This is a genomic window from Aquabacterium sp., assembly GCF_035476535.1.
Classification (GTDB): domain Bacteria; phylum Pseudomonadota; class Gammaproteobacteria; order Burkholderiales; family Burkholderiaceae_C; genus Pseudaquabacterium.
Genome location: NZ_DATILJ010000220.1, coordinates 1 through 14,824 on the forward strand (window position 1 = coordinate 1; position 14,824 = coordinate 14,824).

General features: G+C 67.9%; 13 protein-coding genes and 1 pseudogene. All 14 read right to left on the minus strand.

The genetic code is table 11. The annotated features are described in order from the left end of the window. Positions 1-499 (minus strand): annotated as a pseudogene (locus VLK61_RS21510) (glycosyltransferase family 1 protein); the annotation flags it as partial. Beyond that, positions 499-1,863, minus strand: a complete 1,365-nt coding sequence (locus VLK61_RS21515; RefSeq protein WP_325423770.1) for a hypothetical protein — start codon at positions 1,861-1,863, stop codon at positions 499-501. The pseudogene VLK61_RS21510 and the gene VLK61_RS21515, both read right to left, overlap by 1 nt. A gap of 198 nt (positions 1,864-2,061) precedes the next feature. Then, positions 2,062-3,126, minus strand: a complete 1,065-nt coding sequence (locus VLK61_RS21520; protein ID WP_325423772.1) for a protein-glutamate methylesterase/protein-glutamine glutaminase — start codon at positions 3,124-3,126, stop codon at positions 2,062-2,064. Then, positions 3,123-3,938, minus strand: a complete 816-nt coding sequence (locus VLK61_RS21525) for a CheR family methyltransferase (RefSeq protein WP_325423774.1) — start codon at positions 3,936-3,938, stop codon at positions 3,123-3,125. The genes VLK61_RS21520 and VLK61_RS21525 overlap by 4 nt, the downstream gene beginning before the upstream one ends. Before the next feature lie 21 nt (positions 3,939-3,959). Then, positions 3,960-4,448, minus strand: coding sequence for a chemotaxis protein CheW (locus VLK61_RS21530; protein ID WP_325423776.1), 489 nt, complete (start codon positions 4,446-4,448; stop codon positions 3,960-3,962). A gap of 77 nt (positions 4,449-4,525) precedes the next feature. Next, positions 4,526-6,655 carry a methyl-accepting chemotaxis protein gene (locus VLK61_RS21535; RefSeq protein ID WP_325423778.1) on the minus strand — a complete coding sequence of 710 codons (2,130 nt, stop codon included), beginning with the start codon at positions 6,653-6,655 and terminating at the stop codon, positions 4,526-4,528. After that, on the minus strand, positions 6,652-8,877 hold the full coding sequence (locus VLK61_RS21540) for a chemotaxis protein CheA (protein ID WP_325423780.1): 2,226 nt from the start codon (positions 8,875-8,877) through the stop codon (positions 6,652-6,654). Before VLK61_RS21540 ends, VLK61_RS21535 begins: the two co-directional genes overlap by 4 nt. Next, positions 8,874-9,227 (minus strand): STAS domain-containing protein, encoded by a 354-nt coding sequence (locus tag VLK61_RS21545; protein WP_325423781.1) that lies wholly within the window; start codon positions 9,225-9,227, stop codon positions 8,874-8,876. Before VLK61_RS21545 ends, VLK61_RS21540 begins: the two co-directional genes overlap by 4 nt. Positions 9,228-9,246: 19 nt before the next feature. Beyond that, on the minus strand, positions 9,247-9,618 hold the full coding sequence (locus VLK61_RS21550) for a response regulator (protein WP_325423782.1): 372 nt from the start codon (positions 9,616-9,618) through the stop codon (positions 9,247-9,249). A 14-nt stretch (positions 9,619-9,632) separates the two neighbouring features. Continuing rightward, complete coding sequence (locus tag VLK61_RS21555) at positions 9,633-10,739, minus strand: methyl-accepting chemotaxis protein (RefSeq protein WP_325423783.1); 1,107 nt, start codon at positions 10,737-10,739, stop codon at positions 9,633-9,635. A 193-nt stretch (positions 10,740-10,932) separates the two neighbouring features. Then, on the minus strand, positions 10,933-11,907 hold the full coding sequence (locus VLK61_RS21560) for a dipeptide ABC transporter ATP-binding protein (protein WP_325423784.1): 975 nt from the start codon (positions 11,905-11,907) through the stop codon (positions 10,933-10,935). Then, a complete protein-coding gene (locus VLK61_RS21565) occupies positions 11,904-12,902 on the minus strand; it encodes an ABC transporter ATP-binding protein (protein WP_325423785.1) in 999 nt (332 codons plus the stop codon). Before VLK61_RS21565 ends, VLK61_RS21560 begins: the two co-directional genes overlap by 4 nt. Next, positions 12,899-13,807, minus strand: a complete 909-nt coding sequence (locus VLK61_RS21570; protein ID WP_325423786.1) for an ABC transporter permease subunit — start codon at positions 13,805-13,807, stop codon at positions 12,899-12,901. Before VLK61_RS21570 ends, VLK61_RS21565 begins: the two co-directional genes overlap by 4 nt. Continuing rightward, positions 13,800-14,810: an ABC transporter permease subunit gene (locus tag VLK61_RS21575; RefSeq protein ID WP_325423787.1), complete on the minus strand. Its 1,011-nt coding sequence runs from the start codon at positions 14,808-14,810 to the stop codon at positions 13,800-13,802. Before VLK61_RS21575 ends, VLK61_RS21570 begins: the two co-directional genes overlap by 8 nt. Positions 14,811-14,824 lie beyond the last annotated feature (14 nt).

Consider the following 14,824-nt stretch of genomic DNA (forward strand, 5'->3'; position numbering starts at 1 on the left):
TCGTCGTGATGCCGGAATCGCATGCGCGCAAGGTGGTGCCAAGGCTGCCGATGTAGTGGAACCAATGCACCCACGCAGCAGCATCATGTGTGGGCACGGCGAGCGTGTTCATGATGAGGTGTGCGAAGTCACTATTGAAAACGAAGTCGTCGATATCGAAGATGATCGTTCTGCCGCGAGCGCGGAACCGTGCAATCAGCGTGGCAACAGTGTGGTCATAGCCAGAACGGCAGATTACCAGGACGGTCGCGAGATCTGCGATTTCATCCACACGATCGAGATCGCTACGGAAGAAGTAGCTGGCGCCAAACTGGCCATCGCCATCTGACGTCAGGGCTTGGACCATGTTGTAAGCGCGATAGCGAAAGGTGCTGTTGTTGGCGCTTTCGTAGTAGTACGCTACACGCCGATGGCCTGCCGCAAGCATGCGCAACCGCTCTTCCAGCGGTTGCAGCCAAGGGTCAGCGTAGGCAACGCTCGGCGTTTGCAGTGCATGCATCATCGCGCTCCGGCGATCTGTTCGACGACCTCACCCAGGCTCACTCGCCAATCCCGTTGCAGGGTATTGGACTGATGGTTTGCCTGACGCTGCCGCGCATCGCGGGCCAGAGCCACGCCTTGCGCCAATGCGCGCACAAGATCTTCACAACTCGGCTCGCAGCAAATAATGTTGGCAGAGAGGTGACTAAGATCTTGCTTGAGCCCATGGCGATTGGTCACGACTACAGCACCGCTGGCTGCCATGTCCAGTGGTGGATAGCTCGGATGAGGCGTGTACATCAGGCTCAGACCCAGATCGGCACCGCCAAGGAGATCGGCATAGTCCCCCCAACTTAGGTTCTCGCGCTTGACTGGTATGCAATCAGTTCCGTACTGCAGGTCAGGAACGTCGCGGCCAACAAATATCAGTTCCCACTCCTTCGGATCGAGCACTCCACGCGCTACGGCGGCAGTGATGACTTCGTGGCCTAGGAAGAAGAGATTGCGAGGGTTCAGCGGTCGTGCGTAGAAGACAAAGCGCATCTTTGACCCCGGAGTCTTGGCCCTTGGGTAGTAGACCGAAGCAGGAAATGCCGGCTCGAAGCTGCAAGCTTGGCGCTGCAGATGGGACAAGCCATCATTGATCAGATGTTGCTTCAAGACTTGCGTGTTGATGACGAAACGGATGCCCTGGTTTCGAAACACGTTTTCACAGCTCAACCGGACGTCACCAAACAAGTAGAACATCCGCTCGTCCTCTTGCAACAGATAGACGATTTGGGCCGGAGGTATCGTCAACAACGCAGCCGCAGTCGTCCACCAGGATGTCGTGACGATAAGCTCATCAGGTAGCAAGTCGATTTCTTTGTTCGTGTCGCCGCGAGGAGCGAACACGAACTGGCTCTCCCCATCAAGTTCAATATTGTTGATACGCCAGAGTTGGTCGACGTTCGAAGGTGCCGGCGGCGCTGTCCGCGTGATGATTCGCAGGTCAGCGCCACGACGGTTCGCAAGCAACGCCGCCAGTATCAATGCGGTACCCGCGCCGCCGAAAAGGCTTCCGCGCGCGATGCTGTCGATGACCAGGGTCACGCGTTGACGGCTTCTTGCAGCGACCCAGTACGTCCGCAGTGGTGCAACAGCCTCGACGAGCTGCTCCGCCCCTTGGGGAGAGGGCATGAGTTGCGATGTGTGTTGCCTTGGTGGTCTGGCCATTGTTGCCAACGGTGGTTCAGCGATCTGAACTTCAGCAACCCCACCACGGCGTCTCTGGAGTTCAACGTGCAGGCGGATGATCGTCGCGCGCCATCCGAAGCGGCGCCAGTAGGAAGCTATCCGGCGTGCCGCATTGCCTGCGCGCGCCATTGTGTTGAGAATCGGCATGGGAGTCGTCATCGCTTGCGCGCATACCTCGAAGAGTGGGTTCGGCCACAGCGGTGGGCGTGAAGCGGCCAATCAGTGCGGGTATCGCGCTGAAATTGCATACACGATAGGGGTTGCGCAGCGCAAGGCGACGGGCGGTTACCGCCGAACCGAACCGCTGACACGAACGTGCAGAATTATCGCTGACGCAACGAGGGCTCACCCCCGCGCATCAAACCCCAGCACCGCCGCCGCCACCCGCCCGATCGGCAGCACCTCGTCCACCGCGCCGAGCCGGATCGCTTCCTTGGGCATGCCGAACACCACGCAGGAGGCTTCGTCCTGCGCCACGGTGCGCGCGCCGCGCTGGTGCAGCAGCTTCATGCCGCGGGCGCCGTCGTCGCCCATGCCGGTGAGCAGGATGGCCAGGGCGTCCGGGCCGGCGCAGTCGGCGGCCGAGCGGAACAGCACGTCGACCGATGGTTTGTGGCGGTTCACGTGTGGGCCGTCGGCCACGACTGCGAAGTACTGGCCCGCGGCCTTGCGCAGTTGCAGGTGGCGGCCGCCGGGGGCGATGAGCACCAGGCCACGTTCGAGCCGGTCGCCGTCGCGCGCTTCGCGCACCGTCATCGCACAGACCTTGTTCAGCCGCTCGGCATACATCGCGGTGAACTTCTCCGGCATGTGCTGCACGATGGCGATGCCGGGGCTGTCGGCCGGCAGCGCCAGCAGCACCGATTCGATGGCCTGCGTGCCGCCGGTGGAACTGCCGATCAGCACTGGCTTGTTGACCGACAGCGTGCGCCGGCCGGCCGGGGCGGGTGGCGTTGTGGGGCGTGCCGTCGAACGGGCGCAGCCGCTGGCGCTGGCCACCGCGGCGCGGGGCCGGGCCCGCGCCGCGGCCTTCAGTGTCTGCACCAGCTCGCGCCGCGTGTCTTCGAGGTACTGCTTGAGCCCCAGTCGCGGCTTGGCGATGACGGCCACCGCGCCAGCGGCCAGCGCCTCCAGGGCCATGCTGCTGCCGGCGCTGGTGAGCGTGGAGCAGATCACTGTGGGAATCGGCGCCTCGGCCATGATCTGGCGCAAGAAGCTCAGGCCGTCCATGCCGGGCATCTCGATGTCCAGCAGCAGCACGTCGGGCCGATGCTTGCGGATCGCCGGTGCGGCGATCAGCGGGTTCGGCGCGCTGCCGATCAGCGCAATCGTCGAGTCGTCCTGCAGCAGGTGCTGCAGCGCCTGCCGCACCACGGCTGAATCGTCGACGACGTAGACCTTGATCGTCATCGCACCCCGGTCTTGCGGAACGCGCCCGGGGCGATGACCTGCAGCGGCGTGCGGCAGGGCACGCGGCCTTCGGCGGTGCCGATGAACAGCAGGCCGCCGGGGCGCAGCTGTTCGAGCACGCGGTCGACCACGGCGGCCTTGGTCGGCGCGTCGAAGTAGATCAGCACGTTGCGCAGGAAGATGATGTCGAACGGGCCCAGCGGCTCGATGGCCTGGCACAGGTTCAGCTGGCCGAAGCGCAGCTTGCCCTGCAGCCGCGGGTGAATCTGCACCAGGCCTGCCGACTCGCCTTCGCCGCGCAGGCAGTGCCGCCGCAGCCGCTCGGGCGTGACATGGCGCAGCCGCTCCTGCGGGTAGATGGCCCGCTGGGCGCTGCGCAGCACACGGTCGCTGATGTCGGTGGCCAGGATGGACCAGCCGCTGTCGACGCGGCCCTGCTGCTGCAGGTCGGCCAGCAGCATCGCGACGCTCCAGGCTTCGTCGCCGAAGGACGCGGCGGCGCTCCAGACCTGCGGTGCGCGTTGCCGGGCTTGGCCGATCTCCCGTGCCAGCAAATCGAAGTGCGCCGGCTCGCGAAAGAAGTAGGTCTCGTTGGTGGTCAGCAGGTCCACCGCCATCTGGAATTCGCCGCCGTCGTCGGCACTGCGGATCAGCGCGGCATAGTCCTCGAAACTGTCCAGCCCCAGGTGGCGGAGGCGCGGGCTCAGCCGCGACAGCATCAGCGGCTTCTTGCTGTCGGGAAAGCTCAGGCCGATCGCCGCGTGCATCAGCCCGCCGATCTGGCGGAAGGTGTCGTCCCGCAGCGTGTGCATGGGGGCTCCGGTGCGGGCGGGTCAGGCCGCCAGAGCGTGCGGCGCCAATTCGCAGCTCGACTCGCACAGCTGCGCCATCTCGTCGATGTCCAGCGCCTTGTCGGGCTCGAGGATGATCACGAAGCGCTGGCCCAGCTTGCCCATGCCGCGGATGAAGTCGCGCCGCACCGAGCTGCCGAAGGCCGGCGGCGGCTCGATCTGCTCGGCGGCGATGTCGATCACCTCGCTCACCGCGTCGACCAGCAGGCCGAGTTCGACGCGTTCGCCGTCTCGCACCGCGTCGAAGATCACGATGCAGGTCTTTTTGCCGACGCCGGCCGTCGGCCGGCCGAAGCGCGCCTGCAGGTCGATCACCGGCACCACCGCGCCGCGCAGGTTGATCACGCCGCGCACGAAGTTGGGCATCAGCGGCACGGTGGTCACCGGGCCGAACTGGATGATCTCGCGCACGGTGCGGATGTGCATCGCGAACACCTCGTCACCGAGCGAGAAAGTGAGGTACTGGCTCATGAAAGTGGCTCCATCATCCTTGGCGCAAGTTCGTCCCCCGTTGAGGACAGGTCGTCGAAGGCGGCCGGTGCTAACACTCAATAAGGGCGGAAGTTGCCGTGCGTGCCAGTGGCCTTGGCCTGGGCTCCGAGGGCGGGCTTGGCCGTGCCGCGCATCGGCGAGTTGGGTGCACGCCGCTCGGTGAAGCCGGTCGACTCGGCCTTGCCGGCCTTGCGCTGCACCGTCGGCGCTTCCTGCGCGCCGCCGCTGAAGAAGGACACCGAGTGCTGCAGCTGCTCGGCCTGGGCCGACAGTTCCTCGGCGGTGGCGGCGAGCTCTTCGGAGGCCGATGCGTTCTGCTGCGTGGCCTTGGACAGCTGGCCCATCGCGCTGCCGATCTGCGTCACCGACTGGCTCTGCTCCTGCGAGGCCGCGGCGATCTCCTGCACCAGGTCGCTGGTCTTCTGGATCGAGGGCACGATCTCGTCCAGCAGCTTGCCGGCCCGCTCGGCGGTGGACACGCTGTTGCCGGCCAGGTCGCCGATTTCCTTGGCCGCTTCCTGGCTGCGCTCGGCCAGCTTGCGCACCTCGGCCGCGACCACCGCGAAGCCCTTGCCGTGTTCGCCGGCGCGTGCCGCTTCGATCGCCGCGTTCAGCGCCAGCAGGTTGGTCTGGTAGGCGATGTCGTCGACGATGCTGATCTTGCGTGCGATCTCCTTCATCGCGCCCACGGTCTGCGTCACCGCCTGGCCGCCGTCGCTGGCTTCCTTGCTGGCCTTGGTGGCCATGCTGTCGGTGACCTTGGCGTTGTCGCTGTTCTGCGTGATCGAGGCCGACATGGTGTCGATCGAGGACGAGGTTTCCTCCACCGACGCGGCCTGTTCGCTGGCCGATTGCGACAGCGACTGCGCGGTGGCGCTGACCTGGTTGGCCGCGCCGGTCAGTGCGTCGGCGGCGGCGCGCACTTCGTCGATGATGCCGGCGAGTTTGTCGCAGCTGCTGTTGGCGTCCTGCTTGACCTGGTCGAAGACGCCGTCGGCCTCGCGGGTGATGCGCTGCGTCAGGTCGCCCGCTGCCAACGCGGAAAAGACGCGTCCCACATCGTCGATGATGCCGGCCAGCGCTTCGCTGGTGGCGTTGGCATCGTTCTTCAGCTGGCCGAAGGTGCCGGCATAGTCCCGCGTGATGCGCTGCGACAGGTCGCCCGCGGCCAGCGCGCCGAAGCTGCGGCCGACGTCGCCGAAGATCACCGAGGTGGTTTCCATCAGCGTGTTGACGCCGCTGCACAGTTCGGCGATCGGGCCGCTCTTGCCTTCCAGCGGAATGCGCTGGGTCAGGTCGCCTTCCTTGGCGGCGGCGGTGACGGCTTGCGCCTGCGCGACGGCCTGGCGCAGCATGTTGTTGGCGTTGACCTCGGCGGTGACATCGGTGGCGTACTTGACGACCTTGAACGGCTTGCCGTTCATGTCCAGGATCGGGTTGTACGAAGCCTGGATCCAGACTTCCCGGCCGCCCTTGCCCAGGCGCTTGTACTGGCCCGCGTCGTATTCGCCGCGGTTGAGCTTGTCCCAGAACAGCCGGTACTCGACGCTGTTGGCGTAGCCCGGTTCGGCGAACAGGCTGTGGTGCTTGCCGCGGATCTCGTCCAGCGTGTAGCCCAGCGTCTTCAGGAAGTTGTCGTTGGCGCCCAGGATCGTGCCGTCGAGCTTGAACTCGATCACTGCCTGGGCCTTGCTCACCGCCTGCAGCTGGCCTTCGAAGTCGGCGGCGCGCAGCTTGGCCTCGGTGATGTCAGTGGCGTACTTGACCACCTTGACCGGCTTGCCGTTCTCGTCGAGCACCGGGTTGTACGACGCCTGGATCCAGACTTCCTTTCCGCCGCGGCCGATGCGCTTGTACTGGCCTGCGTCGTATTCGCCGCGGCCCAGCTTGTCCCAGAAGCTGCGGTACTCGTTGCTGGCACGGTCAGCCGGCTCGACGAACATCGAGTGGTGCTGACCCTGGATCTCGACCAGGGAGTAGCCCAGCGTGTCGAGGAAGTTCCGGTTGGCCGTCAGGATCTTGCCGTCGAGGCTGAACTCGATGGTGGCCTGCACCTTGTCGATCGCGGCCAGCCGCGCCTTCATGTCGGCCAGGTCGCGCTGCTGCGCACGCTGCGCCTGCAGCTCCTGTTCGGTTGGCTGGGGCGTGAACAGGCGCTGCAGCCAGGGGGTGCGATGGGTGGTCATGAGGGCTCCCTTACATGGTTGGTCTTGGCGGATGGGGCTGCGGCAGCGAGTTCGCCGAGCGCAGGGATGTCGAAGATCAGCGCTACCTCGCCATTGCCGAGGATCGACGAGCCCGAGATGCCGCGCAGGCTGCGGAACAGGCGGCCCAGCGGCTTGATCACGGTCTGGTGCTGGCCGTGCAGGTGGTCGACCATCACGCCGTAGCGGCGTGTGCCGGCCTGGATCACCACCACGCTGCTGCGTTCGGGCGCGGGCGAATCCAGCGCATACAGCGTGCGCAGGCTCACCACCGGCAGCACCTGGCCGCGCAACGCCACCACGCTGCGGCCGCGCGCGTCCAGCGCGGTGGCGGTGGGCCGGTTCTCCAGCACCTCGACCACGCCGTCCAGCGGCAGGATGAACTTCGAGCTGCCGACACCGACAAGAAAGCCGTCGATGATGGCCAAGGTGAGCGGCAGGCGAATCTCGATGCGCGAGCCCTGGCCGGGCTGGCTGTGGACGTGCACCGAGCCGCGCAGCGCCTCGAGGTTGCGACGGACCACATCCATGCCGACGCCGCGGCCGCTGAGGTTGGTGACCTTCTCGGCGGTGGAAAAGCCGGGCTCGAAGATCAGGTTCAGGATCTCGTCTTCCGGCGGCACCACGCCGCGCTCGACCAGGCCGCGGTCCCAGGCGCGCTGCAGCACCTTGTCGCGCTGGATGCCGCGGCCATCGTCGACGATGCGCATCAGGATGCCGCCCGATTCATGGCAGGCCGAGAGCGTCAGCCGGCCCTGGGCCGGCTTGCCGGCGGCCAGGCGCTCGGCCGGCGTTTCCAGGCCATGGTCCAGCGCGTTGCGCACCAGGTGCATCAGCGGGTCGGCGATGCGTTCGACCACCGACTTGTCCAGTTCGGTGTCGGCGCCGATGATCTCCAGCGCCACGTCCTTGTCCAGTTCGGCCGCGGTGTCGCGCACCACGCGGCGGAAACGCGAGAAGGTCTCGCCGATCGGCACCATGCGCAGCTGCAGCGTGCCGTTGCGGATCTCCTCGATCAGTTGGCCGATCTGCGCGTTGGCCTCGATCAGCGCGCCGCTGCGCGTCTGGCGGGCCAGCAGCGCGGCGCCGGCGCCGGCGATCACCAGCTCGCCGAGCAGGTTGATCACCGCGTCCAGCCGGTCGGCCTGCACGCGGATGTAGCGGTTGTCGTTGCCGGCCGGTGCCGCGGCGGCGGCCGCTGCCGCCCGCGGCTTGGCCTGTTTTTGCAGCGCGGCGGCCACCACCTGCTGGCTGAGGCCGCTCTTGGCCTGCAGGATCTCGCCCAGCGGCGGCGCCTGGCCGCCGGCATCGACGGTGGCCGACTGGGCCTGCAGCGCCTGCTGCAGCTGCGCGCGGGTGACGGCGCCGGCGGCGATCAGGATGTCGCCCAGGCGGATGTTGTCGGGCAGGGCCTCGATGCGCGCCGAGACTTCGTTGGGCCGCGGCTCGGGCTCGGTGATGCGCAGCTCGCAGTCGTCGCGCACGAAGCTGAAGGCGGCTTCGATCTCGCTGCGCGTGGCGTCGGTGTCCAGCGTGAAATCGAAGGCCAGGTGGCAGGACTCGGGGTCGATGCTGTCCAGTGCCGGCACGGCCGCGATGTCGCACACCGTGCGGCTGATCGTGCCCAGGTTGCCGGCGTAGTTCAGGATCGCCAGCGGGTCCATGCCGTTGCGATAGGTGTCGCTGCCGAAGCGCACCGAGATGCCCCAGCGCCGGCCACCGGTCGCCGGCGGGTCGGCGGTGTGCGCCTGCGGGGCCGTGGCGGCGTCCGGCGCCAAGTCGCCACTGGCGGCGCGCAGTCGCGACACCAGCGCGGCGCGGGTGGCTTCGTCGGTGGGCAGGGCCTGCTCGGCCTCGGCCGGGGTGCCCGCGGCCAGCGCCACCAGGCCGCGAATCTGATCCTTGCTCTGCAGCAGCAGCGTGCTGACTTCGGGTGTCAGCGCCACCTGGCCCTGGCGCACGGCATCGAGCAGGGTTTCGACATGGTGGGTGAAGCCCACCACCTCGTCGAGGCCGAACAGGCCGGCCGAGCCCTTGATGGTGTGCGCGCAGCGGAACAGCGTGTCCAGCAGTTCGCGGTCGTCCGGCGCGTCTTCCAGCTGCAGCAGCAGCAGCTCCAGCAGGTCCAGCTGTTCTTCGGCCTCGCTGATGAAGGCCGGCAGCGCGGCGGCGATGTATGCGCTGTCCAGGTAGTCGTTGCTCATGCGGCTGCTCCGGTCTGGCGTTCGGCGGCGAGCAGGTGCTCCGCGCCCAGCACGCGGCAGGCCGCGGCCAGCGGCCGGCTGGCGTGCACCAGCTGCAGTCGCCGCTTCTTCTGGCTCAGGGCCTGGGCCAGCGAGAGCAGCAGCTGCACGCCGGCAGCGTCGACCTGGTCGACGGCCGCGCCATCGACACGGAAGTCGGCCTTGCCGTCCGTGCTGGATGAGGTCTTGCCGTTGGCATCGGTGGTGGCCTTGCCGCCGCGCACCGCGCCGACCCAGTCCAGCCAGGTGGGCCGCAGCTCGCCGACGGCGTAGATCGTCAGCTCGGCGGGCAGGGTGAGAGCTTTGCGCATGGCGGATTCCAAACCGAGCCTAAGGCGCAATCAGCTTGGAGACGGCGTCCAGCAGCTGCGGCGGATTGAAGGGCTTGACGATCCAGGCCTTGGCACCGGCGGCGCGGCCCTGTTCCTTTTTCGCGTCCTGGCCTTCGGTGGTGAGCATGATCACCGGCGTGAACTTGTGGCGCGCGTGCTTCTTGACCGCCGCGACGAAAGCGATGCCATCCATCTTCGGCATGTTCACGTCGCTGACGATCAGGTTGACCTTGGCCGCCTTGTCCAGCTGGGCCAGGCCTTGTTCGCCGTCGCCGGCTTCCAGCACCTCGTAGCCGGCACGCGCCAGCGCCAGCTTCACCACGGTGCGCAAGGAACTGGAGTCGTCGACGATCAGGATGGTCTTGGGCATGAGGATATTCCGTATTAGAAGAATGTGGTGGCACTGCCGGCCTGCACTGTGGCGCGCCCGCTGGCGTGCACCGCAGCGCGGCCGCCGGGCTGGGCCAGCATGCGTTGTTCGTCGGTGGTGTAGCCCTGGCTGAGCAGGGCCTGCCATTCCTCAGGTCCGGGCGCGGCGCCCGTGGCCAGCGACTGCTGCAGCCGGCTGACCGCGCTGCCGATCGACTGCGTGACCTGGTCCACGATCTGATGCACGCGGTCCTGGAACTGGAACGCGATCATCAGCTGCTCCACCTGCAGGCGCACGGCCTGGCCACGCTGGCGCAGATCGGCAGCGCGCTGGTTCAGCTGCGACACCGCGCCGTCCACCTGCTGCACCACCGCGCTGATGGTGTCCTGCGAGCTGCGGATCACGCCGGCATCGTGCGCGCTGCGCTCGGCCGCCTGGCCCAGCGTGCTGCGCATGCGTTCGCCGAACTCGCCGACCTGGTCGCCGATGCGTTTGCCGGTGTCGCCCGATTCCACCGAGAGGCGCCGCACCTCGGCCGCCACCACCGCAAAACCGCGGCCGCTGGGCCCGGCGCGGGCGGCTTCGATCGCGGCATTGAGCGACAGCAGATTGGTCTGGCGGGCCAGCTTGGCCACGTCCTCGGCCATCGTGCCCAGGCTGGCCGAGGCGCCGCTGAGCGCGCGCACGGAGCCCAGGATCTGTTCACGCGATTGCACGAAACCCTGGAAGTTCTCGATCAGCCCGCGCAGCTGCGATTCGCAGTGCGCCAGCACGGTGGCGCGGTCGTCCAGCACGGCGTCGCCGGCGCCGCGGCCAGCGGCGGGCTCGACGATGGCATCCAGCTGTTCAAGGATCTGCGCAAAGCCGCCCAGCAGCTGCTCGGTGGCTTCGCGCATCTGCACCTGTGCCGTGCCCAGGTGGCTGGACCAGATGCGGCCGGCCTCGTCCAGCCGGGCGGCGATGGCGCCGGCCTGCGCTTGCTGCTGCTGCCGCAGCGCGGCGCCGGCCGAGCCGGGCAGCAGGCGCAGCAACAGCCGACCGGCAGCGGACCAGGCGGCGCCGGCCTTCGAGGGGCGGCTGTCGGCGAGGGCACGAGGGTCTTGCAGCAAGGCAGTGGCCATGGGTGTCATCGCAAAGTGAAGGCGGATGCGAGACGGGCCTGTCGGACCCGCTCAACTCAGGGCACAAAGCCCATCAGATGAGCGGTTATCGGACTGCGCAAAACGCTGCTGTAGGGCGGGTCATGCCGCCGGCTGCTGTCGTGATTCCTCGACCTGGCGTGTCAAGAACACCGGACAAGCCCGGTTGCCGTGTCTAGCCGGGATGGCGCAGCAGACAGGACACGCGCTGCGTTGCCGGTGCCTTCATCGGCAGCAACTCCGGCGTCTCGGTGCTGCAGCGGGCCACCGCTTCCGGGCAGCGCGTATGGAACGCGCAGCCGCTGGGCGGCCTGATCGGCGAGGGCAGTTCGCCCTGCAGGATGATGCGCTGGCGCCGGGCTTTGGCATCCACCGTCGGCGTGGCCGACAGCAGCGCCTGGGTGTAGGGATGTTGCGGTTCGGCGAAGACCTGCTCGCGCGGGCCTTGCTCGACGATGCGGCCCAGGTACATCACCGCCACGTCATCGGCCACATGCCGCACCACGCCCAGGTCGTGCGAGATGAACACATAGGCCACGCCCAGCGCCTGCTGCAGGTCGACCAGCAGGTTCAGCACCTGCGCGCGGATCGACACGTCCAGCGCCGACACCGGTTCGTCCAGCACCAGCACGCGGGGTTTGAGCATCAGCGCGCGGGCAATCGCGACGCGCTGGCGCTGGCCGCCGGAGAACATGTGCGGATAGCGGCTGAAGTGCTCGTCCCGCAGGCCGACCTGGCGCAGCATGTCGCGCGCGGCGTGTTCGCGGTGCGCGGCGTCCTTGTCGCCGTTGACCAGCAGCGGCTCCATCAAGGCATCCCCCACGGTCTGGCGTGGGTTCAGCGAACCGTAGGGGTTCTGGAACACGATCTGCACCGCGCGGCGCAGCTGGCGGCGCAGTGTGGCGTCGGCGGCCACCACGTCGGCGCCGTCGATCAGCAGCCGGCCTTCGGTGGGCAGCTCGATCATCGTCAGCAGCCGCGCCAGCGTGCTCTTGCCGCAGCCCGATTCACCGACCACGGCCAAGGTGCGGCCGGCCTCGACGCTGAACGACACGCCGGCCAGCGCGCGCACGGTGGCCGGCCCGGCGAACAGGCCGCGCCGTACCGCGTAATGGCGGTGCAGGTTGTCGGCGGTCAAGACGACGGTCATGCCGACGGCTCCGCTGACAGCGTGACGGCTTGCCCTTGCCGCAATGGCGTGATGCACAGTGCCCGGCCCAGGTCCGCACCCGCCGGCTTCGGGGCCACCGCGCAAGCCGCTTGCACGAAGGCGCAGCGCGGCGCAAACAGGCAGCCCGGCGGCCGGTCGAACTGTCCCGGTACCACGCCCGGAATGGCGGCCAGCCGCCGGCCGTGCGCATGTTCGGGCAGCGCGGCCAGCATTGCCGCGGTGTAGGGGTGGTGCGGGTCGGTGAACAGCGCGTCGGCGGCTGCGGTTTCCACCTGCCGGCCGGCGTACTGCACGATCACGCGGTCGGCGGTTTCGGCCACCACGCCCAGGTCGTGGGTGATCAGCACCAGCGCCATGCCGCTGCTCTTCTTCAGGCCCAGCAGCAGGTCGAGGATCTGCGCCTGGATGGTGACGTCCAGCGCGGTGGTCGGCTCGTCGGCGATCAGCAGGCGCGGCTTGCAGGCCAGCGCCATCGCGATCATCACGCGCTGGCACATGCCGCCCGAGAGCTGGTGCGGGAAGGCCGAGGCGCGGCGCGCGGCGTCGGGAATGCCCACCAGATCCAGCAACTCCATCACGCGCTGCCGGCGCGCCTTGCGGTCCATCTGCAGGTGCGTGGCCAGCGCCTCGCCGATCTGGTAGCCGACGGTGAAGCAGGGGTTCAGCGAGGACATCGGCTCCTGGAACACCATCGCGATGTCGCGGCCGATCAAGGCCCTGCGCTGTTTGGGCGTCAGCACTTTCATGTCCTGGCCGTCGAAGGCCAGGCGCTCGGCGGTGACGGTGGCCGTCCACGGCAGCAGGCCCATGATCGCCAGCATCGCCACCGACTTGCCCGAACCCGATTCGCCGACGATGGCCAGCACCTCGTCGCGCTCGACGACGACGTCGATGCCATCCACTGCCGTGAACGCGCCGCCCCGTGTCGCGAAGCGCACGCGCAAACCGCGGATATCCAGCAGGGGTGTGCTCATGACCGGCGCATCTTGGGGTCGAGCGCGTCGCGCAGACCGTCGCCGGCCAAGTTGATCGACACCACGGTGACCAGGATCGCCAGGCCGGGCAGCGTCACCAGCCAGGGGTTGGAGCGGATGAACTCGCGGGCGTCAGCCAGCATCGTGCCCCACTCGGCGGTGGGCGGCTGTGCGCCCAGGCCGAGGAAGCCCAGCGCCGCGGCTTCGAGGATGGCGTCCGACACGCCGAGCGCGGCCTGCACGATCAGCGGCGACAGGCAGTTCGGCAGCACCGTCGTGAACATCAGCCGCCACGGCCCGACGCCGGCCACGCGCGCGGCGATCACGTAGTCCTTGCCCAGTTCGGCCAGCGCCGAGGCGCGCACCAGCCGCACATAACGCGGCAAGTACACGATGGTCACCGCGACGATGGTGTTGGTCAGGCTGGGCCCGAGCACGGCCACCACCAGGATCGCCAGCACCAGGCTGGGCACGGCCATGATCAGGTCCATCAGCCGCGTGATCAGCACGTCCACGGTGTTGCCGAGGGACACGCAGGCCAGCCCCATCAGCACGCCGACGATGAAGGACACGCCCATCACCGCCACGCCGATGAACAGCGAGATGCGCGCACCGTGGATCAGCCGCGACAGCATGTCGCGGCCCAGGCTGTCGGTGCCGAGCACGAAGCGCGACGAGCCGCCTTCGGCCCACATCGGCGCGGCACGCACGGCCTCGCGGAACTGCTCGTTCGGCGCATGCGGCGCGATCAGGTCGGCCAGGATCGCCACCGCGACGATGAATAGCACGACGATCAAGCCGGCCAGCGCACCACGGTTCTCGCGGAAGCTGGCCCAGAACGCACGCAGCGGGCTCTGCGGCGGCGGTGAGGCCGTCACGACGGGGAGGGTGGTGGCGTCAGCCATGGCGGATCCTCGGGTTGATCAGGCCATAGGTCAGGTCGACCAGCAGGTTGACGCCGATCACGATCGAGGAGATCAGCATCACGCCGCCTTGCAGCGCCGGGTAATCGCGGCGGGAGATCGATTCGATCAGCCACTTGCCGACGCCCGGCCACGAGAAGATGGTTTCGGTGAGCACCGCGCCGGCCATCAGCGTGCCGACCTGCAGCCCGATGATGGTGACCACCGGGATCAGCGCATTGCGCAGCGCATGCAGGCCCACCACGCGCCAGGCCGGCAAGCCCTTGGCGCGTGCCGTGCGCACATAGTCTTCACTCAGCACTTCCAGCATCGCCGAACGCGTCATGCGCGCGATCACGGCCAAGGGAATGGTGCCGAGCACGATGGCCGGTAGCACCAAGTGGTGCAGCGCGTCCTTCACCGCACCCGCCTGGCCCGACAACCAGGCGTCGATGACCATGAAACCGGTGGTCGGCTCGAAGTAGAACTTGATCAGGTCGATGCGGCCGGACACGGGGGTGAGGCCCCAGCGTTCGGCGACGAACATGATCAAGAGCAGCCCCCACCAGAAGATCGGCATCGAATAACCGGTGACCGACAGGCCCATCAGCGTCTGGTCGAACAGCGTGCCGCGGCGCGCGGCGGCGATGGTGCCGGCGGGAATGCCCAGCAGCACCGCGAACAGCATGCCGGCCAGTGACAGTTCGATGGTCGCCGGGAACAACGCGGCAAACTCGGTCAGCACCTTCTGGTTCGTGGCCAGCGAGGTGCCGAAGTCGCCATGCAGCAGCTGCCAGGCGTAGTCGGCGAACTGCTTCCACACCGGCTGGTCCAGCCCCAGCTCATGGCGGAACATCGCCAGCCGCTCCGGGCTGATGCCGCGCTCGCCCACCCGCACCTCCACCGGATCGCCCGGCACCAGCCGGATCGCCACGAAGGTGACGAACATCAGTGCGATGAAGGTCGGGATGGTCAGCGCCAGGCGGCGCAGCAGGAAGCGGAACATGGGCCGACTCGAGT